This window comes from Marinovum algicola, assembly GCF_900109145.1.
Lineage (GTDB): Bacteria > Pseudomonadota > Alphaproteobacteria > Rhodobacterales > Rhodobacteraceae > Marinovum > Marinovum algicola.
The window spans coordinates 140,366-163,987 of the sequence record NZ_FNYY01000010.1 but is presented as its reverse complement, the minus strand read 5'-3'; the positions used below and the strand labels follow the sequence as shown (position 1 = coordinate 163,987).

The following is a 23,622-nucleotide window of genomic DNA, read 5'->3' as shown; positions in this document are numbered from 1 at the left end:
CCTCCCTTAAGACGCGTTGTTGATCGCCGCCCAGACCCGCGAAGGCGAGGCCGGCATGTCGATGTGATCCACTTTATGCCCACCGGAATTCAGCGCGTCGAGGATCGCGTTGATCACCGTCGGCGGCGAGCCGATGGCCCCGGCCTCGCCACAGCCTTTGACCCCCAACGGATTGTGGGTGCAGGGCGTCTGGCAGGAATGATCGACCGTATAGGCCGCCATCTCGGGAAGGTCATCTGCCCGCGGCATGGCGTAATCCATGTAAGACGCCGAGAGCAGCTGGCCGTTCTCGTCATAGACGCAGTTCTCCAGCAGCGCCTGGCCGATGCCCTGGGCGATTCCGCCATGTACCTGGCCCTCGACGATCATCGGGTTGACCACATTGCCGAAGTCATCCGCCGAAACGAACTTTTCGATCGTGGTGACGCCGGTTTCGGGGTCGACCTCGACTTCGCAGGCATAGGCCCCCGCCGGATAGGTGAAGTTCGACGGGTCGTAGAAGGCGGTTTCCTCCAGCCCCGGCTCGATATCCTCGAGCGGGTAGTTGTGCGGCACGTAAGCCGCCAGGCAGACATCGCCCCAGGCCACCGATTTGTCGGTGCCCGCGACCGAGAACTGACCGTCCTTGAGCTCGATATCCGCCTCGGCGGCCTCGAGCAGGTGGGCGGCGATCTTCTTGGTCTTGGCGATGATCTTCTCGGCCGCGCGCACCATGGCCGAGCCGCCGACCGCGATCGAGCGCGAGCCGTAGGTGCCCATGCCCATCGGCGTATTGGCGGTGTCGCCATGCACGATCTCGACCTGGTCCTCGGGGATGCCGATCATCTCGGAGATCACCTGCGGAAAGGCGGTCTCATGCCCCTGCCCGTGGCTGTGCGAGCCGGTCATGACGACCAGGCCGCCGGTGGCATTGACCCGCACCGTGGCGGATTCGTAGAGCCCCGCACGCGCGCCCAGCTGCCCCACCAGGTTCGACGGCGCGATGCCGCAGGCCTCGATGAAGCAGTTGATGCCCAGACCGCGCAGCTTGCCCTTCTTCTCGCTCTCGGCGCGGCGCGCGGCAAAGCCGTCGCGGTCGATCAGTTCGAGCATCTTGTCCATGGTGGCATGGTAATCACCGGTGTCATATTCCACCGCCACCGGGGTGGCATAAGGGAACTCGGTGATGAAGTTCTGCCGCCGCAGCTCCACCGGGTCGACCCCCAGCTCGCGGGCCGCCTTGTCGATGACGCGTTCGAGCTGATAGGTCGCCTCCGGCCGGCCGGCGCCACGGTAGGCATCGACGGGCACGGTATTGGTGAAGACGGCCTTGACGTTCACGTAGATGTTCGGCGTCTTGTAGTTGCCCGCCATCAACGTGCCATGCAGCCAGGTCGGCACCGAGGGCGCGAAGGTCGACAGATAGGCCCCCATGTTGGCATAGGTCTCGGTGCGCACGGCGGTAAAGTTGTTGTCGGCATCCAGCGCCAGTTCGATCTTGGTTACATGGTCGCGGCCATGGGCGTCGGACATGAAGGCCTCGGACCGGGTCGAGGTCCATTTCACCGCACGGTTGCAGGCCTTGGCGGCAAAGGTGCAGAAGGCTTCCTCGGCATAATGGAAGATCTTGGTGCCGAAGCCGCCGCCCACATCCGGCGCCACCACACGCAGCTTGTGCTCGGGGATGCCCAGCACGAAGGCGCCCATCAGCAACCGGATCACATGCGGGTTCTGGCTGGTGGTGTAGAGCGTCGAATCGCCGGTGGCGCGGTTGAAATCGCCCACTGCGACGCGCGGCTCCATCGGGTTGGCGACCAGCCGGTTGTTGACCAGCTCGAGCGTGGTGACATGGGCGGCATTGGCAATCGCCTCTTCCACCGCGCCCTTGTTCTCCTCGACGAAGCCCCAGTCGTAGCAGAGGTTGTCGGAAAGGTCGTCATGCACCTTGGTGGCGCCCTCCTCCAGCGCCGCCTTCATGTTGACGACGGCGGGCAGCTCCTCGATGTCGAGATCGATCGCATCGGCGGCGTCCCGCGCCTGTTGCAGCGTGTCGGCGACGACGGCGGCGATCGGCTCGCCCACATGGCGCACCTTGCCCTGGGCCAGCACCGGGTGCGGCGGCTCCTTCATCACCTCGCCGTGCTTGTCGGTGACCTGCCAGCCGCAGGGCAGCCCGCCGACGCCTTCGAAATCGGCCCCGGTGAAGATGCGCACCACGCCGGGCATGGCGGCAGCGGCGGCGGTATCGATATTGGTGATCCGGCCATGCGCCACGTCGGAGCGCAGGAAATGCACATAGGCCTGGCCATGGACGTTGATGTCATCGGTGTAATTTCCGGCGCCGGTCAGAAAGCGCACGTCCTCGCGGCGCTTGGTGCTGGCTCCTATGCCATGATCTTTCGGCATTTTCGTTCCTCCCATGGGATCGGTGGGCTGCAAGCCCACCCTACGGACGGTGCGCAGTGAATGCGCACCCTACGGGGTGTTGCTGTCGGGTGCGCCTTCTTTGCGCCCCGCGGCGTCACATCACTCGGCGGCGACCGCCGGGACCTCCTGACCCGATGCGGCCATGATCGCGCGAACGATGTTGTGATAGCCGGTGCAACGGCAGATATTGCCTTGGAGATAGGCCCTGACCTCCTGTTCGGACGGCTTGGGATTGTCCTTGAGCAACGCCGCCGCCGACATCACCATGCCCGGCGTGCAAAAGCCGCATTGCAGCCCGTGATAATCCTGAAACGCCTGCTGGATGGTGTTGAGCGATCCATCGGCATTGGCCTGGCCCTCGATGGTGGCCACTTCTGCGCCCTCGGCCTCGGCGGCGAACATGGTGCAGCTCTTGACCGCCGCGCCGTTGACATGCACCACGCAGGCGCCGCATTGGCTGGTGTCGCAGCCGACATGGGTTCCGGTCAGATGCAGATCACTGCGCAGGAACTCGACAAGCAACGTGTTGCCCGCCACGTCGCCGCTCACGGACTTGCCGTTTACGGTCATCGTTACCTTGGTCATGAAGTCCTCCCTTGGTTATGTCTCAAATGAATGAATCGGACGGTATCTCAGGTCACCGCCCGCTTGAACCAGCCCTTTTTCGGTGCCGCTTCGTCCCCGTCGGAAGCCGCTGCCTCGGGGGCGTCGTCGGCCGCGTCTTCGCCCGGCCCTTCGACCGCGGCCTTGAAGTTGTCGAAGAACTGGTCGGCCATCTTCTTGGCAAAACCGTCGATGATCCGGCTGCCCAGCTGGGCCAGCTTGCCGCCGACCTTGGCCTCGACATCATAGCTCAGCAAGGTGCCCTCGCCCTTGGGCTCGAGCCGCACGTCGGCGCCGCCCTTGGCAAAGCCCGCCGCCCCGCCCTTGCCTTCGCCGGTCAGGGTCAGGCTCTCGGGCGGCTGCATGTCCGACAGGGTAACGGTGCCCTTGAAGGTGGCTTTCACCGGCCCGACCTTCTGGACGACCTTGGCCTCGAAGCCCTCTTCCGGGCTGCCGGTCATTTCCTGGCAACCGGGCACGCATTGCTTGAGCACTTCAGGATCGAGGATGGCCGCCCAGACGATCTCGGGCGTCGCGGCAATCTCTCGGGAATCGGTTAGTTGCATGGTGTTGGTCTCCTCGGGTCCGAACCTAGGCGTGGATCGGCGTAACCGGCTATTATACAAAGGTGCCGGGTGGCCGCTGGCGCGGCCGCACCCATGCGACTATTGGACAAAAGACCGGCCCCGCCATCGCCGCTAGGCTGAGCCTAACGCAGAACGGACAGTGCACAATGACCAAAGCCCCCCAGACGCCGATAAATGGCATTTCCCGCGCCCTTGTGATCGACGATCATCCGCTGTTCTGCGACGCCTTGGTGCTTACCCTGCGCGCGCTCTGTGTCGGGGCCAGGGTGGAAACCGCCGCCAGTCTGGACGAGGGGCTGACCCGCGTGGCCGAGACCGGATCGCCCGACATCGTGCTGCTCGACCTCAACCTGCCGGATGTGAACGGGCTTGACGGGCTGTTGCGGTTGCGCGCGGCGCTGGGTCAGAACAGCCCGGTGATCGTGGTCTCTTCGATGGCCGACAACCGGACGATTTCCAAGGCGCTCGCGGCCGGTGCGGCGGCCTTCGTGCCGAAGCACAGCCAGAAGCCGGCCTTTCACAAGGCGCTGAGCGCGGTGCGCAAGGGCCAGGTCTATACGCCCGAGGATTACCTGCCCGACGCCGATGAACAGCCGCAGGAAAACGACGCGATGGAGCGGCTGTCCACGCTGACCAACCAGCAATCGCGCATCCTGCAACTGATCTGCGAGGGCAAGCTGAACAAGCAGATCGCCTATGACCTGTCGATCGCCGAAACCACCGTCAAGGCGCATGTCACCGCGATCATGCGCAAGCTCGGGGTGCAGAGCCGGACCCAGGCGGTGCTGGTGGCGCAGGACGCGCGGCTTGGTGGCGGCTTGCCAGACCATTCCCAACACGCATAAGATCCGGCGCGCAAGACAGGAACAATCCGGGACATCCGAAATTTTGGACGGCCAGACACCAGAACCGTCCGCCGTGGGAGGACAGGCAGCGGGGCTGCGCAATGCGCAGGTGTCGGTGCACGAAGCCGATCCGGTGGGGGCCATCGCGGCGGGGCTTGGCCCCGGCCCGTTCGAACTCGTGTTGTTGTTTGTCAGCAATCGCGGCGATTTCGCCGCGCTGTCCGTCGAGGCGCATGAACGGCTCGATGCGCGCCATGTCACCGCCTGTACCACAGCCGGAGAGATCGGGGCCGAGGGCTATGAGGAAGACCAGATCGTGGCGCTGGGCCTGCTGCCCTCGCATTTCCGCGCCGTCTGTTACCTGGTCGACGGGCTGGACCGGCTCGACCCGCAATCCGAGATCGACAAGCTGATCCGCCACCGGGTGGCGCTGGCCGATTGCGCGCCGGATTTCACCTCGGAATTCGCCTTTCTTGCCATCGACGGCCTGTCGCTGCGCGAAGACGAGCTGACCGCCGTCCTCTCGGCCGGGCTGGGCGGGGTGCCGCTGTTTGGCGGCTCGGCCGGCGATGGCGAAACCTTCCGCCGCACGCTGCTAGCGCTCGACGGCGAGACCCGGGGCAATGCCGCCGTGGTGTCGATGGTGCGCTCGATCTGCCCGATCCGGGTGTTCAGCCTCGATCACCTGACCCCGACCGATATCAAGATGGTGGTGACCGATGCCGACCCCGAACGCCGCATCGTCCGCCAGATCAATGCCGAACCGGCAGCGCGGGAATATGCCCGCATCGTCGGCAAGCTGCCCGATCAGCTCGACCAGTTCACCTTTGCCGCCCATCCGGTTGTGGTCCAGCTCGGCCATCGCCACCACGTCCGCGCCATCCAGCGGGTCAATGCCGCAGGCGAGCTGGTGTTCTTTTCCGCCATCGACGAAGGCATGGTGCTGACGCTGGCCACAACCGAGGATATGGCAGGCCATCTCGAAACCGAACTTGCCGGCCTGTCGCGCGACCGCGACCCGGCGATGATCCTTGGCTGCGACTGCATCCTGCGGCGGCTGGAAGCCGGCCAGAACCAACAGAGCCGGGCGGTCTCGGACGTGCTGCGCCGGCACAATGTGCGCGGCTTTTCGACCTATGGCGAACAGCTCGGCGCGCTGCATGTGAACCACACGATGACCGGCGTGGCCTTTTTTCCGCCGGACGATGCCGAATGACGCTGATCAACCCCGCCGACAGTGTCGAGCGCCAGAACGAAAAGCTCCTGCGGATCACCCGGTCGCTGATGCGCCGGGTGGAGCAGCAGCAGGATCCCTCGGGGCTGGCCTATGCCCAGTTCGAGCGCGCCGCCCTGCTCGAGGATCAGGTGCGCTCGCGCACCCGCGATCTGGAGCGTGCGCTCGACCTCCTGCACGACAGCAACCTGCAACTGGAACAGGCCAGTGCCGAGACCGAGGCGGCCCGGGCCAACCTTGCCGACGCGATCGAGGCGGTCCACGAGGGCTTTGCGCTCTTCGACAGCCAGGACCGGCTGGTGCTGACCAACAGCCGGTTCTGCCAGGACATGCGCGACATCGCCGATCAACTCACCCCGGGGCTGCGGTTCGACGATTATGTCGATCTTGTCAGCCGGTCCGCCTATCTCGCCCTGCCGCAGGGCGAAACCGGGCTGGCCTGGGCCCTGAAACGCAAGGCGCGCCACCGCGAGAACGACGCCATGTTCAACGTGCGCCTGACCCAGGATCTCTGGCTTCAGGTCTCGGAACGGCGCACCGCCAGCAACGGCACCGTGGTGCTGCAAACCGACGTGACCGATCTGATCCGGCTCGAGCGCAAGGAACGCGCGCGATTGCAGAACAAGCAGGCAAGGCTGATCGCCGCGACGCTCGAACATCTCAACCAGGGGGTCTGCATCTTTGACGATGCTGCCCGGCTGATCGGCTGGAACGCGCGGGTGGCCGAGCTCTTGAGGCTGCCGCTGACCCGGGTCCAGCGCGGCGCGAGCTTTGGCGGCCTGATCGCCCAGTTGCCGGAGGATTTCGGCCTGTCGCACGGCATGTCACGCAAGCGGTTGCTGGATTGGGCGGACCGTCCGGCGCGGCGCGGCGCGCTGCGGTTCGAGGCGACCCAGGGCGCGGCGCTGACCCTCGATGCCTTTGCCCAGGGGCTGCCCGACGGCGGCTTCGTGATCTCCTTTACCGATGTCACCGCCGAGCGCAACGCCGCCCGCGCCCTGCGCGAGATGAACGAGCGGCTCGAGGCGCGGGTCGCCGAACGCACCACCGAGCTGGCGTCGGCGCTGGCCGAGGCCGAGCGCGCCAATGCCTCCAAGAGCCGCTTTGTCGCCGCCGCCAGCCATGACCTGCTGCAACCGCTGTCAGCGGCAAAACTGTTTGTCGGCACCTTCTCCGGCGAAACCCTCTCGCCGACAGGCCGAGAAACGCTGGGCAAGATCTCTTCGGCGCTGGGCTCGCTCGAACATATCATCGAGGCGCTGCTCGACATGTCCAAGCTCGACAGCGGCCGTGCGGCCTTTGACATCCGGCCGATCGATCTCGGCCAGATCTTCACCGCGCTCGACACCCAGCTCGAGCCGCTGGCGGCGCAGAAAGGCCTTGGCCTCCGGGTGCGCCCGACCTCGGCCAGAGTGGAAACCGATCCCTCCTATCTGCGCCGCATCCTGCAAAACCTGCTGGGAAACGCGGTGCGCTACACCCGGCACGGCCGGGTGCTGATGGGCGCGCGCCGCCAGGGCGACAGCGTCAGGATCGAGGTCTGGGACACCGGGCCCGGCATCGCGCATGAGCACCGCGACATGATCTTTCGCGAGTTCAGCCGAGTCGACGCCCCGGCTTCGGCCTCCGAAGGCCTCGGGCTGGGCCTGGCCATTGTCGACCGCGCCTGCGCCGGTCTCGGTCTGCCGCTCGATCTTCGGTCGGAACCGGGGCGCGGCACTGTCTTTTCCGTCACCGTGCCACTGGCCGCGCAGGCGCCGCGCAACCCCGCATCGCGCGGCAGTCGCCTTTCGCCGCCGGGCGCGCCAGTGCCGGGCCGTGTGGTCTTCCTGGTGGAAAACGACGCCGACCTGCGCCGCGCGCTGACCCTCTCGCTCGAAGGGCTGGGGGCGGATGTGATCGATGTGGCCAATGCCCGCGACGCGCTCGACCTGCTCGACGAGCTCGAGATCACCCCCGACGCGCTGATGTTCGACGAGGATCTCGGCCCCGGCATGACCGGCACCGAGCTGTTGCGCGAGATCACCGAACGCTATGGTCCGATCCCGGCCCGCATCATCTCGGCCCACCGTGCGGCGGGCCTGGGCAAACGCTGCAAGAGCCTCGGCGTGCCACTGCTGTCAAAGCCGCTCGACGGCCGCGACCTGGAGCATTTCCTGTCGGAACTGGCCTGAGACTTGACGGCTCAATACGGCAGGCCGACGTAATTCTCGGCCAGCGAGACCTGCGCCGCCTCGGACGAGAACAGATAGGCCAGGTCGATCTGCTGCAACCGGCTGTCATAGCTGTCACCGTCGTGGAACCGGTGCAGGAGCGAGGTCATCCACCAGCTGAACCTTTGCGCCTTCCAGGCCCGCGCCAACGCCTTTTCGGAATAGCTGTCGAGGCCGCTCTCGTCGCCCTCGGCGTAATGCGCCAGCAAGCCGTGATAGAGGTAATGCACGTCCGAGGCCGCGGTATTGAGCCCCTTGGCGCCGGTCGGCGGCACGATATGCGCCGCGTCACCGGCCAGGAACAGCGCGCCATAACGCATCGGCTCGGCCACATAGCCCCGCAGCGGCGCGATGGATTTCTCGATCGAGGGACCGGTCTCGAGCCGCGCCGCCACGTCCTCCGGCAACCGTGCCTTCAGCTCGGCCCAGAACGCCTCGTCCGACCAGCTCTCGGCGCTGTCAGACAGCGGCACCTGGATGTAGTAGCGGCTCAGCACCTGACTGCGCATCGAACAGAGCGCGAAGCCACGATCATGGCGCGCATAGATCAGCTCGTCGCAGACCGGCGCGGTCTCGGACAGCACGCCCAGCCAGCCGAAGGGATAGACCTTTTCGTATTCCTTCAGCACATCCGCCGGGATCGATTTGCGGCTGACGCCATGATAGCCGTCGGCGCCGACGATGAAATCACAGTCGATCCTCCTGGCCTCTCCGTCCTGGACAAAGGTGACATGCGGCGTCGCGGCTTTCAGGTCGTGCAGCACGACCTCGCTCACCTCATGCAGGATCTGGCCATTCATGGCATCGCGCGCCTGATAGAGATCGCGGGTCACCTCGGTCTGGCCATAGACCAGCACGCTCTGGCCGGAAAAGCGGTGCAGGTCCACCCGGTCCATCCGCCCGTCATGCGCAATGTAGAAGCCGTCATGCACCGCGCCCTCGGCATCCATCCGCTGGCCGCAGCCGGCCTCGCGCATCAGATCGGCAAAGCCATGCTCCAGCACGCCGGCGCGGATCCGGCCGAGCACATGCGCCCGGGTCTGACGTTCCAGAACGATGGTCTCGATCCCCTTGCGATGCAGCAACTGGCTGAGCAACAGCCCGGACGGCCCGCCGCCGATGATACAAACCTGAGTTTTCATGCCATCCCTCCTCTTGATCTCTCGCATCATGCCGAAAAACCCGGCGCGCGCGAATGGACCGGAACGGCAGAAACATGTACTAATCGCACATGCCGCACCCCGAGATCCTCAATTACAACCTGTTCGGTGAATCCCGCGACCTGCCCGATGTGGTGCATTGCGAAACCATCGAGGCCCGGTCGCGGCTGCACAATTGGGAATTCGCGCCGCACCGCCACGCGCGACTGCATCAGGTGCTGCTGCTCGAACAGGGCAGCGGCCGCGTCACGCTCGACGGCGGCGAGTTGACGCTGGGCGATGGCACATTGGTCAACGTACCGCCGGGTCTGGTGCATGGATATCGGTTTGCGCCGGGATCCTCGGGGCTGGTGGTCACCCTGGCGGCGGAAATCCTCGACGAGACGCTGCGCCCCGGCGAAGGGCTGGCGGCGCAATTGTCGCGCCCGGCGGTGCTGCCGGCACCTGCCGAAGTCGCCGCCACATTATCCGAGATCGCCGCCGCCTTTTCCGACCGCGGCTTTGCCAGGGCGCAGATCCTGCGGGGGCTTTGCGCCCTGCTGCTTGGACAGATCGCACGCGCCTTGGCACAGCGCAACACGGCGCGGCCCGCGGCGGGCAAGACCGATCTTCTGCATCGTTTCGACGCTCTGGTCGAGGCGCGGTTCCGCCAGCATTGGCCGGTGGCGCGTTATGCGGCGGCACTGGCGATCACCCCGGCGCATCTCAGCCGGCTCTGCCGCGCCGCCACCGGCCGCCCGGCCAGCGCGGTGATCGAAGACCGTATCATCCGCGAGGCCCGCCGCCATCTGGTCTATACCAACCTGCCGGTGCAGAGCATCGCCTATCACCTGGGCTATGACGACCCGGCCTATTTCTCGCGCGTCTTCACCCGCGCGACCGGCCTGTCGCCCCGCAGCTTCCGGCAGCAGAGCCAAGGCTGAACCGCCCGAGCGGACCGGCCACAGATCGCCTGCGGCCGCTGCCGCCTCAGCGCGCCCAGTACAGCCGCATGGGATTGTCGACCAGAAGCTTGCGCTGCTGCGCTTCGGTCACCGCGATACGGGGGATGTAATCAACCAGCGCGCCATCGTCGGGCATATGCGATTTCATGTTCGGATGCGGCCAGTCGGTGCCCCAGAGCACCCGGTCGGGAAAGCGCTCGACGATCGCCCGGTAGAACGGCACCACGTCGTCATAGGGCGGCCCGGCCGCAGTCAGCCGCTCCGGGCAGGTCACTTTGGACCAGATCGTCGGCACCTCGTCCATCAGCCGGATAAAGCGCTGAAAATCGGGATGATCCACGCCCTTGGACACATCGGGCCGCCCCATATGATCGACCACGATAGTGGTCGGCAGCTGCTTCAGGAAGGGCTCCAGCTCTTCCAGATCAGCAGCCTCGAAATAAACCACGATGTGCCAGCCAAGCTGCGCCACCTTCTCGGCAATCCCGAGAAAGACCTCTCTGGGGGTCGCATCCACCAGCCGCTTGACGAAGTTGAACCGCACCCCGCGCACCCCGGCGGCGTCCATCTCTTGCAGCTCGTCCAGGGTGATGTCGGGCCCGACGCTGGCAATCCCACGCGCCAGATCGCCGGCGCTGCGGCAGGCATCGACCATGGCGCGGTTGTCCTTGCCGTGACAGGTCGCCTGGACGATCACATTGCGCGAAAACCCGAGGAAATCCCGCAGCTTGTAAAGCTCGTCCTTGCCGGCGTTGCAGGGCGTGTATTTGCGCTCAGGCGCAAAGGGAAACTCCGGTGACGGCCCGAAGACATGGCAATGCGCATCCACCGCCCCCTCGGGCAGTCGAAAGTCGGGCCGCTTCGGATTGGGGTGAAAGACCAGCCAATCGGCATCCATGATCTGTTGTTCGCTCATCCGAAAATCTCTCCGTCCATCAGTTTGCGCGCCGTGCGCAGGATTGCCGCCTCGGCCACCATGCCATCGTCACCGAGGGTCGCCACCACCGTCATCTCGCCGGTGGGATGTTCGACCGAAAGCACCCGCTCGCGCCCCGCGCCGCGCGAGGCCAGTTCGTAGGCCGGCGATCCTTCGAGCAGACAGGCGGTGGCAACAGAGACCGCACCCAGCACGCCGATGGTCTTGTGGCAGCGGTGCGGAATGAAGGTGCGCGTGGATATCGCCCCACCCGCCCGCGGCGCCGAGACCATGGTCATCTTGGGCACCGATTTCTTGCGCACATCGCCAAGGTTCATCACCGGCCCGCAGGCCAGCCGGATCGCCTCGAGCTTGTCGCGCAGCGCCGTGTTGGCCTCGAGCTCTTCCGGTGGCTCATCGCCGGTGATCCCCATGTCCGCGGCCCGCATCACCACGCAGGGCATGCCGTTGTCGATCATCGTCACCGCGACGCCCTCGACCTCGTCCACCACCGCGCCGCTGGGCAGAAGCGCACCGCAGGACGAGCCGGCGGTATCGCGAAAGGCAATCGGCACCGGCGCAGAACCGCCGGGCGCGCCATCGATCCGCGCCTCTCCGGCATACGACACCCTGCCGCCCGGCGTCGCCACCCGCGCCACCGCCACCTGGCCGGTGTTTTCCATGAAGATCGTCACCGGCGTCTCGCCGTCCTGTGCCGCGACCAGCCCGCGCTCGATGGCGAAAGGGCCGACACCGGCCAGGATATTGCCGCAGTTCTGCGCATCGGTAACGATCGGCTGATCCACGAACACCTGGAGAAACAGGTAATCCACATCGACGCCCGCGCGCTCGGACGGCCGCACAACGGCCACCTTGGAAGTCAGCGGATCCGCCCCGCCCATGCCGTCGATCTGGCGCGGATCGGGCGAGCCCATGGCCCGCAGCAGAAACCCGTCCCGGTCCTGCGGCAGATCGTCGGCCAGGAAATACCCGCCTTTCGAGGTGCCGCCCCGCATCCACATACAGCGCACAGCGTCCATGTCAGCTCCGTTCCTGCGTTCTCTTGCCGGCACCGCATCCGGGCGCCGCCGGCGCGGATTTCAGATATATTTCAGGCCCTTCTCGGCCAGCCGCCCGCGCATGTCATAGATGTCGAGCCCCAGTTCGCCGGCCGCCAGACGTCGGCGCTTGTCCTGTTCCGCCGCCTCGCGCTTCTGCGCCTTGACGAGCACGTCCTCGGCCTCTTCGCGGCGCACCACACAGACGCCGTCGTCATCGGCCACGATCACATCGCCGGCGTTCGCCAGCTGGCCGGCACAGAGCAGCGGCACATTGACCGAGCCCACCGTTTCTTTCACCGTGCCCTGAGCGTAGATCGCCTTGGACCAGACCGGAAAGCCCATCTGTTCAAGATCCATGACGTCGCGCACACCGGCATCGATCACCAGCCCGCGCACCCCGCGCGCCTGCGCCGAAGTCGCCAGAAGATCGCCGAAATAGCCGTCTTCGCAAGGGCTTGTCGGCGCCAGAACCATGATGTCGCCGGCACGGCACTGTTCGATGCAGACATGCACCATCCAGTTGTCGCCCGGTGCGGCACTGATCGTCACCGCCGAGGCGGCAAGCCGGGTGCCGCGATAGATCGGCCGCATGTAGCTGGCCAGCAGGCCCTTGCGGCCCTGCGCCTCGTGCACCGTGGCGACGCCACAGGCGCCCAGGGCATCGACCACCTTCGGATCGGCGCGGTCGATCTCTTGCACGACCACGCCCCTTTGTCCCACTGCACCGGTCATTCCAGTTCATCCACAGTGCGGGGAAAGATCGTCTGGAACCCTTCGGCGTATTTCGCCGCCCGGCCCCCGGCCATGCCGCCGGAGTTGCGGCGGAAGTGGTTGGCGCGGTTTTCGGCGACGTTCTTGTAGAAATTCCACAGGTGCTCCTGGCCCTGCATGCACTGGATGGCAGCCCATTTCTTGTCCCAGACATCGGTGATGTCGAGAAAGACCGAAGGTTTCCATTCCATCTGCTCGGTCTGGTGCGGCTCGAACAGATAGAGCTGCGGCGCGCCCAGCACCTTTTGCCCCGGGTTATGGCCCCAAGCCTGCGCCACCATCCGGCATTCCAGCGCGAATTGCGTCGTGTTCATGTGGTCGGTGTTGTAGGGATCCCACTTCGAATGCGACATCATCCAATTTGGCTGCACCTGGCGGATCACGTCGACCATGCGATCCCGGGTCTCGCGGCCAAGGTCGAGCGGATAGTCGCCCACGTCGAAAAAGCGGATGTCGGTCACGCCCAGCGCGGCGGCGGCGCTCTCGGCCTCCTTGCGGCGTTCGGTCTTGACCTTGTCGAGGGTCATGCCCTCCTGTTTCCAGAGCTTGGCGCTTTCGCCGCGTTCGCCGTAGGACAGGCAGACCACGGTCACTTCGTAGCCCTTTGCCTGATGCAACGCGATGGCCCCGCCCCCGCGCCAGACGAAATCGGCGGAATGCGCGCTGATCACCAGTGCCGTTTTCTTGTCGGACATCATAAAGCCCTCCCTCGTTTCACCTTGGCCGCATCATGGCGCAGGTCGCGGGATTTGCCTATTTCGAATAATATTCCTAATATAAGTTTTTGCTATGAGGCGCGCCGAAAATGGAATTCACCCTGCCCAACCTGCGACACATGCGGGTGTTTCTGGAATGCCTGCGCAGCGGCTCGGTTTCGGTTGCCGCGCAGCGCTGTCACATGTCGCAACCGGCGGCCACCCAGGCGATTGCCAAGTTCGAGGCCAGCATGGGCGCGCCGCTGGTGCTCCGCCAGCCGCAGGCCTTCGGCGCCACCCCCTGCGGTGCGCTCTTCGTGCGCCGGGCCGAGGCGGCGCTCGATCACCTGCAACGCGGGGCGCGCGAGGCGCGGCGCGGCACCGCCTCGCGGGCGCGCGATACCGCCGGCTTTGAACGCAACGTCACCCCGGCGCAGATCCGCGCCCTGATCGCCATCGCCGGCAGCGGCAGCTTTACCGTCGCCGCCCGGCGGCTGGGCCTGTCGCAACCCACCGTCCACCGCGCCGCGCGGGCGTTGGAACAGGTGGCGGGGGTGCCGTTTTTCAAATCCACCGTGGCCGGGGTCGAGCTGACCGCCGCCGCCCAGGCCTTTACCCTGGGGGCCAAGCTGGCGCAGGCGGAAATCCGGCAGGGCATGGAGGAAATCGGCCGCGAGCTGGGGGAAGACCGGGGCATCTTTCTGCTGGGCAGCCTGCCGCTTGCGCGCACCGCCATCGTACCAAGAGCCACCCATGCGATGGTGTCGCGCTTTGCCGGGGTGCAGGTGCGGGTGATCGACGGTCGCTATCACGAGCTGCTGCGCTCGCTGCGCGAAGGCGATCTCGATTGCCTGATCGGCGCCCTGCGCCATCCGTTGCCGGCCGATGACGTGGTGCAGGAAGAGCTGTTCCAGGACCGGCTTGCCGTGGTGGCGCGGCCCGGCCACCCCCTGTCCGGACGGACGCGCGTGACACTGGATGAGGCGCTGGCCTACCCCTGGGTCGCCTCGCCCAAGGATACCCCTGCGGGGCAATATGTCTTTGAAACCCTGCGCATCCACGAACGCGACCGAACGCCGGTACGGGTGGTCTCTTCCTCGCTGATCATGCTGCGCGGCATCCTGGCCCAGGGCGATTATGTCTCGATCGTCTCGCGCCATCAGGTCTCGGTCGAGATCGGCGCCGGCCTGCTGACTGCGCTGGACATCCCGCTTGCCGGCAGCGGCCGCGCCATCGGCCTGACCCATCGCCGCGACTGGCGGCCGACCCGGACGCAGGAGAGCTTCATCGGTTTCCTGCGCCAGCACAGCCGCCCCGAGCCGGAAAATACCCCCTGATATTTCGGGTTCTATAGCTTTTTCCAATGCTACGCCTCGCATTCCAATTGGCCGCTGCCGGGCCCGGATGCTAGGCTCTTGCGCAACCGGTCGCCTTTGCCGCCTGCCCTGGCGGGCCCGGGATAAGGGCGGCCGGGGCACCGGGCGGACCGGTGCGGAGGAAGAGGAGGACACGCCATGACCAAGAAGGACTACGAGGATATCCCCGGCACCTTCGTGTTTGACGCCGACAGGAGCCGCGAAGGATATCATCTGAACCAGTTCTGCATCTCGCTGCGGCTGCAAAAGAACCGCGACGCCTTCAATGCCGACGAAGAGGCCTATCTCGACAAGTATCCGATGACGGCGGACCAGCGCGAAGCGGTGCGCAAACGCCAATGGAACCGCCTGCTCGAGCTCGGCGGCAATATCTATTACACCTCGAAGCTCGCCGCCAACGACGGCATCAACTTCCAGAACCTGGCCGGGCTGATGACCGGCATGGGCGTCGAGGCCTATCGCGACATGATGCTGCACGGCGGCCGCTCGGTCGAAGGCAACCGTTATACATCCGAATGGGACGAAGAGGAGGAAACCTGATGGCCCGTATCACCGCAGGCGTGGGATGCTCTCATGTGCCCGCCATCGGCGTCGCTATGGACACCGGCATCACCGATCAACCCTATTGGAAGCCGGTCTTCGACGGGTTCCGCAAATCGCGCGAATGGATGAAGGCGAACAAGCCCGACGTTATCTTCCTGGTCTACAACGACCATTGCACCGCCTTCGACGCCTCCTGCATCCCGACGTTCGCGCTGGGGGCCGCGGCCGAGTTTCAGCCGGCCGACGAAGGCTGGGGCCCGCGCCCCGTGCCGGTGGTCAAGAATCACCAGAAACTGGCCTCGCATATCGCCCAGAGCCTGGTGCTCGACGAATTCGACATGACCATTATGAACGAGATGGAGGTCGACCATGGGCTGACCGTGCCGCTCTCGGTCATGTTCGGCGAGGTCGCGCCGGAAGAAGCCTGGCCCTGCCTGGTAGTCCCGCTGGCGGTCAACGTGGTGCAATACCCCGCCCCCACCGGCAACCGCTGCTACAATCTCGGCAAGGCAGTGCGCCGCGCGGTCGAGAGCTATGACGAGGATCTCGACGTGATGATCTTTGGCACCGGCGGCATGAGCCACCAGCTGCAATACAAGCGCGCCGGTCTGATCAACCCCGAGTGGGACAACGCCTTTCTTGACCGCCTCACCTCCGACCCGGTCGGCCTGAGCCGGATGCCGCATGTGGAGTATCTGCGCGAGGCCGGATCGGAAGGCGTGGAAATGGTGATGTGGCACGTCATGCGCGGCGCGCTTGAGGACGATGTGGTCGAGGTGCATCGGCATTACCATGTGCCGGCATCGAACACCGCCGTGGGCCATATCATCCTGGAAAACAAATCCTACCACGACGGTCGCATGATCGCGGCCGAATAACGAAAGGACACCGACATGCGGATTTGTGTCGCCGGCGCCTATGGCGCATTCGGCATCAAACATCTCGACGCCCTGGCCGCCATCGACGGGGTCGATGTCACCTCGGTCATGGGCCCGACCCAAGCCAAGATCGACGCGCTGGCGCAGGAGCGTGGCATCGGCCACGCCGCCACCACGCTTGAGGAATGTCTCGCCCGCGACGACGTCGACGCGGTGATCCTGGCCACGCCGACACAGCTCCATGCCGAGCAGGCGATTGCCTGCATGAAAGCCGGCAAGCCGGTGCTGATCGAAATTCCGATGGCGGATTCGCTGGCCGACAGCGAGGCGATCTGCAAAGTGCAAAAAGAGACCGGCGTGCTGGCGATGGCCGGACAGGTGCGCCGCTTCAACCCCTCGCACCAGTGGATCCAGAACAAGATCGCCGCCGGCGCGCTGAAGATACAGCAAATGGATGTGCAGACCTACTTCTTCCGCCGCTCCAACATGAACGCCAAGGGCGAGCCGCGGAGCTGGACCGATCACCTGCTCTGGCACCATGCCTGCCACACCGTCGATCTGTTTCAGTACCAGACCGGCGAAGAGGTGAGCCAGGCCTACGGTCTCGAAGGCCCGCACCACCCCGAGCTGGGCATTGCCATGGACATGTCGATCGGCATGAAGACCCCGTCGGGCGCGCTCTGCACCCTGTCGCTGTCGTTCAACAACGACGGGCCGCTGGGCACCTTCTTCCGCTATATCTGTGACAACGGCACCTATATCGCGCGGTACGACGATCTGTTTGACGGCAACGAAAACCCCATCGACCTGAGCGATGTGGCGGTGTCGTCGAACGGCATCGAGTTGATCGACCGCGAGTTCATCTCGGCGATCGAGGAGGGCCGCGAACCCAATGGCTCGGTGCATGACGTGCTGGCGGCGATGAAGACCTTGGACCGGATCGAACAGAGCTTCTGACCGCCGTTTCACGTCTCCGGCAAGACCGCGCCGAGACAGGCGCCCCGTCGCGGAGCCGCTCCGGCGGCTGCCATCCGGTTCTGCCAGGAGGCCCCGGGTCGGGCCCGGGGCGGGGTGTCTTGCAGGGGCGACCCCTGCGACCAAAGTCCGGGCCGATGGGGCGAGACACCCCCGCCAAAGCTGATAGACTGCGGCGCGGGAGGACCTGAGATGAAGGGCATAGCGGAAACCGCACTGGACTGGCACCGCGCCGGCACGGGCGCGGCCCTGGCCACGGTGATCGAAACCTGGGGCAGCGCGCCGCGCCGGATCGGCGCGCAACTTGCGATCAGCGGCGTGGGCGAGATCGAAGGCTCGGTCTCGGGCGGCTGCGTCGAGGGCGCCGTGGTGGTCGAGGCGCTGGAGGCGCTCGAGGCCGGCGCGGCGCGGGTGCTGGAATACGGCGTCTCGGACGGCGATGCCTTTGCCGTCGGCCTGGCCTGCGGCGGCACCATCAAGGTGCTGGTCGAACCCATCGGCACCGCCCTGCCCGAACCTCTGCTGGCCGAGCTGACCGCAGCCCGCGCCGCCCGCCGCCCGGCGGCCTATGTGGTCAACATCGAGAGCGGCGCGCGCCGGCTCGACAGCGCGGGCCACGCCAGCCGCTTTCGCATGGACCGCTCGGGCTTCGAACCGGACGGCGAGACTTTCGTGGCGATCCACAACCCGCCGCTGCGGCTGATCGTGGTCGGCGCGGTGCATATCGCCCAGCACCTGGTGCCGATGGCCCGTGACATCGGCTATGACCCGGTTGTGATCGACCCGCGCGAGAGCTTTGCCTCTGCCGCCCGTTTTCCCGACACCCGCCTGCTGCACGACTGGCCCGACGCGGCGGTCGACGAGCTTGGCCTCGACAGCCGCACCGCGCTCTGCCTGCTGACCCATGACCCCAAGCTCGACGATCCGGCGCTGATGGCGGCGCTGGCGGCGGATGTCTTCTACATCGGCGCGCTGGGCTCCACCCGGACCCATGGCAAGCGGCTCGAACGGATGGCCGAGGCCGGCTTTGCGCCAGAGCATTGCGCCCGCATCCACGGCCCGATCGGACTTGATATCGGCGCTGCCAGCCCGGCGGAAATCGCCGTTTCCATCCTTGCCGAGATGATCCGCGTTCTGAGGAAAGGCGGATGAAATTCGGCCCCCTCCCGCTGGCCGAAGCCGAAGGCGCGGTGCTGGCCCATTCGGTGCGGCTCAACGGCCAGCGGCTGCGCAAGGGGGTGACGCTGACGCCGGCGCATCTGGCCGATCTCGCCCGGGCCGGCGAGACCGAGGTCATCGCGGCCCGGCTCGACCCCGGTGACGTGCATGAAAACCAGGCCGCCGCCCGGCTTGCCGCCGCCCTGGTGCCCGATCCGCAGGCCGCCGGGCTGCGACTGACCAAGGCGTTTACCGGCCGGGTCAACCTGCTGGCCGAGGGCCCCGGCGTGGCGGTGCTCGATGTGGCGCGGCTGAGCCGGCTCAACCTGATCAACCCGATGATCACCCTGGCCACCGTACCCGCCTGCCGGCAGATGGCCGAGGGCGGCATGGTCGGAACGGTCAAGATCATCTCTTACGCCGTTCCCGGCGCCGACCTGGCCGCCGCCTGCGAGATCGCCCGGGGCGCGGTGCGGCTGGCCCGCCCGGTGCTGGCCACCGCGACGCTGATCGTGACGGAAATTCCCGGCGGCGCCGGCGAAAAGGGCGTGCCGGCCATCCGCGGGCGGCTCGCCGCGTTGGGTATGACGCTCGACCAGGTGGTCATGGTGCCGCACAGGATGCCGGAGATTGCCGAGGCGCTGGGCCGCGTCGGCAGCGATCTGGCGCTTGTCCTCACCGGATCGGCCACCTCAGACCCGCATGACGTGGCCCCCGAGGCACTGCGCCAGGCCGGTGGAACGGTGGAGCGTTTCGGCATGCCGGTCGATCCGGGCAACCTGTTGTTTCTGGGTGCGCTTTCGGGGCGTCCGGTGATCGGCCTGCCGGGGTGCGCCCGGGCACCGGCGCTCAATGGCGCCGATTGGGTGCTGGCGCGAGTGGCCTGCGGGATCGCGGTCAGCCATGCCGACATCGCCGCCATGGGAGTCGGCGGGCTGCTCAAGGAGATCCCGACGCGGCCGCAGCCGCGGCGCGGCTGACACCCCGAGAAGCCGCGCCCGTTCGAGGCCGGGCGCGGCTTGTCCTGTTGGCGCTGCCTTATTCGGCGGCGGCCGGCGCTTCGATGCCCAGCGCATCACGCACCCGTTCGAGCGCGGCCGCGAGCAAATCGGGATTGTCGCGGGCCTGCTCAAGCGCCTGTTTCAGCGGCGTCTTGAGCAGCGGGCTCACCTCTTCGGAGTCGTCGATCAGCGCGATCACCGCGTCGTAGTCAAAGCCTTCGACGGTCAAAAGCTCTTGCGGAGACGCCGGCGCGGCGGTCTCTTCCGCGCCTTCGGTGGGCTCTGTCGCGGGCTCGATGGCCTCGGTGATCGCCGTGCCGATCTCGTCGGTGGTCGCTTCCGCGTCATCAGTGGCCACTGCACTGCCCTCCTCGGCCGGGGCATCGGCCATGTCGGCGGCGGGATCCGTGGCCTCTGCCTCAGGCTCGGGCGCGGGGTCCACCGCTGCCGCGATGCTGTCCGCCGCGTCTTCCATGGCCTCTGCCAGATCCGCGGCCCTGGCGTCATCAACCGCCACCTCGGCCGCCGCATCGGCCCCGGCACCAGCCTCCGTGGCGGCCCCCTCCGATTCGGCCCCGGCGCCCTCGTTCGCCGCCATGTCCGCATCGGCCCCTGTGTCCGCGCCGGACGCGTCATCTGTCGCCGCATCGGTGTCCGCCGCAGGATCGGTCTCGGCCGCGTCACCCGCCGCCATGTCCGCGTCGCTGCCCGCATCCGCCGCGGCCGCATCCTCGGCGACCATATCCGCGTCAGCCGCCGCGTCGGCCTCGGCCGCGTCACCCGCCGCCATGTCTGCTTCAGCCTCGCCGGCCATCTCAGCCTCGGACGTCCCGTCCGCCTCGGGTTCAGCGGTCTCCGGCGCGCCGGCGGCTTCGATCGCCTCTTCAAGCTGATCGACGGCCTCTTCCATCGCCCCTGCGACCTCAACGGTCGCCTGTTCGACGGTCTCGATCATCTCGTCGGCCGCGTCCTGCATCGCATCGGCCGGCTCTTCCGCCTCTTCGGCGGCAGGGTCCAGCTCTTCGGCGCCCTCTTCTTCCGGCACCGCCACCTCTTCTTCAACCGGCGTGTCTTCTTCAACCGGCGTGCCGACATCGGCGACCGGAGGTGCACTGACCTCCGGCGTCCGGTTGAGATACACGCCCGCGCCCACCGCGACGGCGGCGACAACGGCAACCACTACCCAGGTGCTGTTCTTCATCTCGTGAAATCCCTCAGACTAGGTTTTCGGGGCCGGCGACGATCCGCGACCCTCTCGCCCCAAGACCTGCGCTGCACTTGCAGCATAGGCAAGGGGAAAAGCGCCCGGGGCGCCCCCCTTGCGCCGATTATACGCTTGAAAGACCGTCCGCCCCCCACTACCTTGCAGCCCTGATTTCATGTCTGAAACTGTCAAAGGAACAACGTCATAGCCCGCAGACCTCACAACGCGCCCCCGACAAGAGACACCGGCCCGCGCGTGAATGAACGTATCCGAGCCCCCGAGATTCGCCTGATCGGCGCCGAAGGCGAAAATGTCGGCGTCGTATCGCCGGCCCGCGCGATGGAAATGGCCGCAGACGCGGGGCTCGATCTCGTCGAGATTTCGCCCAATGCCAACCCACCGGTCTGCAAGATCATGGATTTCGGCAAGTTCAAATACGAACAGCAAAAGCGGGAATCCGAAGCGCGCAAGAAGCAGAAGATCATCGAAGTCAAAGAGGTGAAGTTCCGTCCCAACACGGACACCCACGACTATGACGTCAAGATGCGCAATGTCTTCAAGTTCCTCGAGAACGGCGACAAGGTGAAGGTCACCCTGCGGTTCCGCGGCCGCGAGATGGCGCACCAGAACCTGGGCCGCGAACTGCTGGAACGGGTGGCGGAAGACGTCAAGGAAATCGGCAAGATCGAGAATATGCCGAAGATGGAAGGCCGTCAGATGATCATGATGATCGGTCCGCTGCCACAGAAATAGACGCGTTTCGGCACCGAAACGACAAACGCCGGGGCATTTGCTCCGGCGTTTCGCGTTTGGCGGCTGTGGCGTAACAGGGGCTCTGCCCCTCGGCCTGCGGCCTCACCCCGAGGGATTTGGAGCAAGAGGAAGCAGGACGACGCATCCCCTGCCTCTTCTGTTTGGCAATGCCCTCGGGGGGGGGGTCAGTCCAGGAAGGCCTTTTCGACCACGTAATGCTGCGGGTTCGAGTTCGCGCCCTCGACCAGGCCGTAGCCTTCAAGCATTTCCTTGAGCTCGAGATTGAACGCCAGGTTGCCGCAGATCATCGCGCGATCGGTGTCGGGGCTGAGCGCCGGCACCTCGAGATCGGCAAAGGCCTCGCCAGACCGCATCAGGTCGGTGATCCGGCCTTTCTTGGCGCTCTCTTCCCGGGTGGTGGTGGGGTAATACTTGATCTTCTTCCAGAACCCGTCGCCGATCACCTCGTTCAGCAGTTCGTCGGCCTTCAAGCTCTCGATCAGCTCAGCCCCATAGGTCAGCTCGCCGGCCTCGCGGCAGGTGTGGGTGATGACGATCTCGTCGTAATCCTCGTAGGTCTGCGGCTCGCGCAGCAGCGAGGCGAAGGGCGCAAAGCCGGTGCCGGTGGCAAAGAACCATAGCCGCTTGCCGGGCAGCAGCGCGTCATGCACCAGGGTGCCGACGGGCTTGGGGCGCAGGATGATCTCGTCGCCGGGCCGGATGTGTTGCAGCTTCGAGGTGAGCGGGCCGTCCTGCACCTTGATCGAATAGAACTCCAGCTCCTCGTCCCAGGAGGGCGAGGCGATGGAATAGGCGCGCAGCAGCGGCTTGACCTTGCCGGTCTCGGGGTGCGGGTCGCCCATCAGACCGATCATCACGAACTCGCCCGAGCGGAAGCGCAGGCTGGCGGGCCGCGTCACCCGGAAGGAGAACAGCCGGTCAGTCCAATGGGTGACCGACGTCACGGTCTGGGCGTCCGGCAGGGTGGGCACTTTGATGGCTTTGGCTTCGGTCACGTTGGTCAACTCTGTCATTTCATCCTGCCGGCACGCTTGGCCGGCACCTCACTTTAAACGTTGCTGCAAGGCAGAGAAAGGGACGCGCTGTCGCGGGCGCGTCCCCTGCCCTCCGGTTCTGGCCCGTCAGACGCCGGCGCGCAGCCGCGACTGATAGTCATGGCCCTGCCAGTCGGCGCGAAAGACCCATTGGTCCTCGGGTTGCCGGGCGGCGAGATCGGCGGAGATCTCCACCTCGTCGAAACCCGCGCGCCGCGCCATGGCATATTGGTCGGCCAGCACATGGCCGCGGGCGCGCAGGCGTCCGGTATACCCCTTGAGACGCAGCAGCCGGGCGATGGTAAAGCCCCGGCCATCGGCGAAGCTGGGGAAATCCACCCGGATCATCCGGAGCCCGGAAAATGTGTCTGCCACCGCCTCGACATCGGCGTCCGAGGCCAGATCAAGCGCCGTTTCGCCGTCGAAGGCATCGAAAAAATCTTCGGGCGCAAAGCCCGTGTCGCGCACGATCACCGTATCCGTCATGCTGTCTCTCCTTTTCGCACCATCCTGCCGTTGACAAAATGGATGCCGCATTCCTCTTTTTCCTCGCCGCGCCAGCGCCCGGCGCGGGGGTCTTCGCCCGGTTTCACCTTGGACGTGCAGGGGGCGCAGCCGATGCTGGGATAGCCTTGGGCCACCAGCGGGTGGCGCGGCAGGCGGTTTTCTTCCATATAGGCAGCCACGTCGCCCGGCGCCCAGAAAGCCAGCGGGTTGACCTTGATCCGGCCGGTGGCCGCTTCGATCTCGAAGAACTCCATCTGCGCCCGCGTGCCCGACTGAAAGCGTTTGCGGCCGGTGATCCAGCCGTCATATCCGGCCAGCGCCCCGTCGAGCGCTTCGGTCTTGCGCAGGGTGCAGCAGGCGTCGGTATCGGTCTTGTGCAACCGCCCGTCCGGGTCGCGGCGCGCCAGTTCGGCCGGGTCCGCATGGATGGCGCGGACGTTTTTCAGACCCAGCCGCTCGGCGACCTCGGTCTGATAGACCAGGGTTTCGGCAAAGAGCATCTGGGTGTCGATGAAGAGCACCGGGGTGGTGCGGTCGACCATCGCCACGAGATGCAGCAGCGCCACGGATTCCGCGCCGAAGCTGGAGACCATGGCGATCTTGCCGAACTCGGGCCGCGAAAGCGCCGCCTCGAGCACCGAGGTCGCGCCGTGGTGGCGGAACTCGGTGTTGAGGCTGGCGATGGTGTCGCGCAGGTCTTTTATGTCGGTGACATGGGTCACTGTATCGCCTTTGCG

General features: G+C 66.1%; 23 protein-coding genes. 11 read left to right on the top strand and 12 right to left on the bottom strand.

Translation table 11 applies throughout. From position 1 onward, the window contains the following. Positions 1-6 precede the first annotated feature (6 nt). The 3 genes from BMW90_RS14935 to BMW90_RS14925 all read right to left on the bottom strand — a co-directional run bounded on the left by BMW90_RS14935 (position 7) and on the right by BMW90_RS14925 (position 3,575). Positions 7-2,385 carry a xanthine dehydrogenase family protein molybdopterin-binding subunit gene (locus BMW90_RS14935; protein WP_074837271.1) on the bottom strand — a complete coding sequence of 793 codons (2,379 nt, stop codon included), beginning with the start codon at positions 2,383-2,385 and terminating at the stop codon, positions 7-9. Between the two features lie 120 nt (positions 2,386-2,505). After that, a complete protein-coding gene (locus BMW90_RS14930) occupies positions 2,506-2,991 on the bottom strand; it encodes a (2Fe-2S)-binding protein (protein WP_048532226.1) in 486 nt (161 codons plus the stop codon). Positions 2,992-3,038: 47 nt separating this feature from the next. Beyond that, positions 3,039-3,575, bottom strand: coding sequence for an SRPBCC family protein (locus tag BMW90_RS14925; protein WP_074837270.1), 537 nt, complete (start codon positions 3,573-3,575; stop codon positions 3,039-3,041). 167 nt (positions 3,576-3,742) lie between these two features. Here BMW90_RS14925 and BMW90_RS14920 point away from each other — a divergent pair, with 167 nt between their 5' ends. The 3 genes from BMW90_RS14920 to BMW90_RS14910 all read left to right on the top strand — a co-directional run bounded on the left by BMW90_RS14920 (position 3,743) and on the right by BMW90_RS14910 (position 7,849). Beyond that, positions 3,743-4,441 carry a response regulator transcription factor gene (locus BMW90_RS14920; RefSeq protein WP_074837269.1) on the top strand — a complete coding sequence of 233 codons (699 nt, stop codon included), beginning with the start codon at positions 3,743-3,745 and terminating at the stop codon, positions 4,439-4,441. A 73-nt stretch (positions 4,442-4,514) separates the two neighbouring features. Next, positions 4,515-5,657 (top strand): FIST N-terminal domain-containing protein, encoded by a 1,143-nt coding sequence (locus BMW90_RS14915; protein WP_074837268.1) that lies wholly within the window; start codon positions 4,515-4,517, stop codon positions 5,655-5,657. Beyond that, positions 5,654-7,849: a hybrid sensor histidine kinase/response regulator gene (locus tag BMW90_RS14910; protein ID WP_074837267.1), complete on the top strand. Its 2,196-nt coding sequence runs from the start codon at positions 5,654-5,656 to the stop codon at positions 7,847-7,849. The genes BMW90_RS14915 and BMW90_RS14910 overlap by 4 nt, the downstream gene beginning before the upstream one ends. 11 nt (positions 7,850-7,860) lie before the next feature. Here BMW90_RS14910 and pobA read toward each other — a convergent pair whose 3' ends face one another. Beyond that, positions 7,861-9,030: a 4-hydroxybenzoate 3-monooxygenase gene (pobA, locus tag BMW90_RS14905; RefSeq protein ID WP_074837266.1), complete on the bottom strand. Its 1,170-nt coding sequence runs from the start codon at positions 9,028-9,030 to the stop codon at positions 7,861-7,863. Positions 9,031-9,119: 89 nt separating this feature from the next. Between pobA and BMW90_RS14900 the strand changes: the two genes are divergently transcribed. Further along, positions 9,120-9,971: a helix-turn-helix domain-containing protein gene (locus BMW90_RS14900; RefSeq protein ID WP_074837265.1), complete on the top strand. Its 852-nt coding sequence runs from the start codon at positions 9,120-9,122 to the stop codon at positions 9,969-9,971. Positions 9,972-10,017: 46 nt separating this feature from the next. Here BMW90_RS14900 and BMW90_RS14895 read toward each other — a convergent pair whose 3' ends face one another. From BMW90_RS14895 to BMW90_RS14880, 4 genes are read right to left on the bottom strand one after another with little or no spacing between them, the layout of a single operon-like run. Next, positions 10,018-10,908 carry an amidohydrolase family protein gene (locus BMW90_RS14895; RefSeq protein ID WP_244526524.1) on the bottom strand — a complete coding sequence of 297 codons (891 nt, stop codon included), beginning with the start codon at positions 10,906-10,908 and terminating at the stop codon, positions 10,018-10,020. Beyond that, on the bottom strand, positions 10,905-11,948 hold the full coding sequence (locus BMW90_RS14890) for a 4-oxalomesaconate tautomerase (protein ID WP_074837264.1): 1,044 nt from the start codon (positions 11,946-11,948) through the stop codon (positions 10,905-10,907). The genes BMW90_RS14895 and BMW90_RS14890 overlap by 4 nt, the downstream gene beginning before the upstream one ends. Positions 11,949-12,008: 60 nt before the next feature. Then, a complete protein-coding gene (locus tag BMW90_RS14885; RefSeq protein ID WP_074837263.1) occupies positions 12,009-12,701 on the bottom strand; it encodes a 4-carboxy-4-hydroxy-2-oxoadipate aldolase/oxaloacetate decarboxylase in 693 nt (230 codons plus the stop codon). Then, the gene (locus tag BMW90_RS14880; RefSeq protein ID WP_048532234.1) at positions 12,698-13,435 is read right to left on the bottom strand and encodes a PIG-L deacetylase family protein; all 738 of its coding nucleotides are present in this window, start codon (positions 13,433-13,435) and stop codon (positions 12,698-12,700) included. The genes BMW90_RS14885 and BMW90_RS14880 overlap by 4 nt, the downstream gene beginning before the upstream one ends. Positions 13,436-13,545: 110 nt before the next feature. On the opposite strand from BMW90_RS14880, the gene BMW90_RS14875 reads away from it, so the two are divergent. The 6 genes from BMW90_RS14875 to BMW90_RS14850 all read left to right on the top strand — a co-directional run bounded on the left by BMW90_RS14875 (position 13,546) and on the right by BMW90_RS14850 (position 19,345). Beyond that, the gene (locus BMW90_RS14875) at positions 13,546-14,772 is read left to right on the top strand and encodes a LysR family transcriptional regulator (RefSeq protein WP_074837262.1); all 1,227 of its coding nucleotides are present in this window, start codon (positions 13,546-13,548) and stop codon (positions 14,770-14,772) included. 177 nt (positions 14,773-14,949) lie between these two features. Beyond that, entirely contained in the window at positions 14,950-15,351 is a 402-nt protein-coding gene (gene ligA, locus BMW90_RS14870) for a protocatechuate 4,5-dioxygenase subunit alpha (RefSeq protein ID WP_048532236.1), read from the top strand. Next, complete coding sequence (locus BMW90_RS14865; protein WP_074837261.1) at positions 15,351-16,232, top strand: class III extradiol dioxygenase subunit beta; 882 nt, start codon at positions 15,351-15,353, stop codon at positions 16,230-16,232. The genes ligA and BMW90_RS14865 overlap by 1 nt, the downstream gene beginning before the upstream one ends. Before the next feature lie 15 nt (positions 16,233-16,247). Beyond that, the gene (locus BMW90_RS14860) at positions 16,248-17,189 is read left to right on the top strand and encodes a Gfo/Idh/MocA family oxidoreductase (protein WP_074837260.1); all 942 of its coding nucleotides are present in this window, start codon (positions 16,248-16,250) and stop codon (positions 17,187-17,189) included. A gap of 210 nt (positions 17,190-17,399) precedes the next feature. After that, positions 17,400-18,359: an XdhC family protein gene (locus tag BMW90_RS14855; protein WP_074837259.1), complete on the top strand. Its 960-nt coding sequence runs from the start codon at positions 17,400-17,402 to the stop codon at positions 18,357-18,359. Further along, entirely contained in the window at positions 18,356-19,345 is a 990-nt protein-coding gene (locus BMW90_RS14850; RefSeq protein WP_074837258.1) for a molybdopterin-binding protein, read from the top strand. Before BMW90_RS14855 ends, BMW90_RS14850 begins: the two co-directional genes overlap by 4 nt. Before the next feature lie 58 nt (positions 19,346-19,403). Here the strand turns inward: BMW90_RS14850 and BMW90_RS14845 are convergent, their stop codons facing one another. Next, the gene (locus BMW90_RS14845; RefSeq protein ID WP_074837257.1) at positions 19,404-20,567 is read right to left on the bottom strand and encodes a hypothetical protein; all 1,164 of its coding nucleotides are present in this window, start codon (positions 20,565-20,567) and stop codon (positions 19,404-19,406) included. A 258-nt stretch (positions 20,568-20,825) separates the two neighbouring features. On the opposite strand from BMW90_RS14845, the gene infC reads away from it, so the two are divergent. After that, positions 20,826-21,323 carry a translation initiation factor IF-3 gene (gene infC / locus BMW90_RS14840; protein ID WP_244526523.1) on the top strand — a complete coding sequence of 166 codons (498 nt, stop codon included), beginning with the start codon at positions 20,826-20,828 and terminating at the stop codon, positions 21,321-21,323. A 185-nt stretch (positions 21,324-21,508) separates the two neighbouring features. Here infC and BMW90_RS14835 read toward each other — a convergent pair whose 3' ends face one another. The 3 genes from BMW90_RS14835 to BMW90_RS14825 form a co-directional block, all read right to left on the bottom strand. Beyond that, on the bottom strand, positions 21,509-22,357 hold the full coding sequence (locus BMW90_RS14835; protein WP_048532243.1) for a ferredoxin--NADP reductase: 849 nt from the start codon (positions 22,355-22,357) through the stop codon (positions 21,509-21,511). 108 nt (positions 22,358-22,465) lie between these two features. Next, positions 22,466-22,864 (bottom strand): DUF934 domain-containing protein, encoded by a 399-nt coding sequence (locus tag BMW90_RS14830; RefSeq protein WP_074837256.1) that lies wholly within the window; start codon positions 22,862-22,864, stop codon positions 22,466-22,468. Further along, positions 22,861-23,607: a phosphoadenylyl-sulfate reductase gene (locus BMW90_RS14825; RefSeq protein WP_074837255.1), complete on the bottom strand. Its 747-nt coding sequence runs from the start codon at positions 23,605-23,607 to the stop codon at positions 22,861-22,863. The genes BMW90_RS14830 and BMW90_RS14825 overlap by 4 nt, the downstream gene beginning before the upstream one ends. Positions 23,608-23,622: the final 15 nt, after the last annotated feature.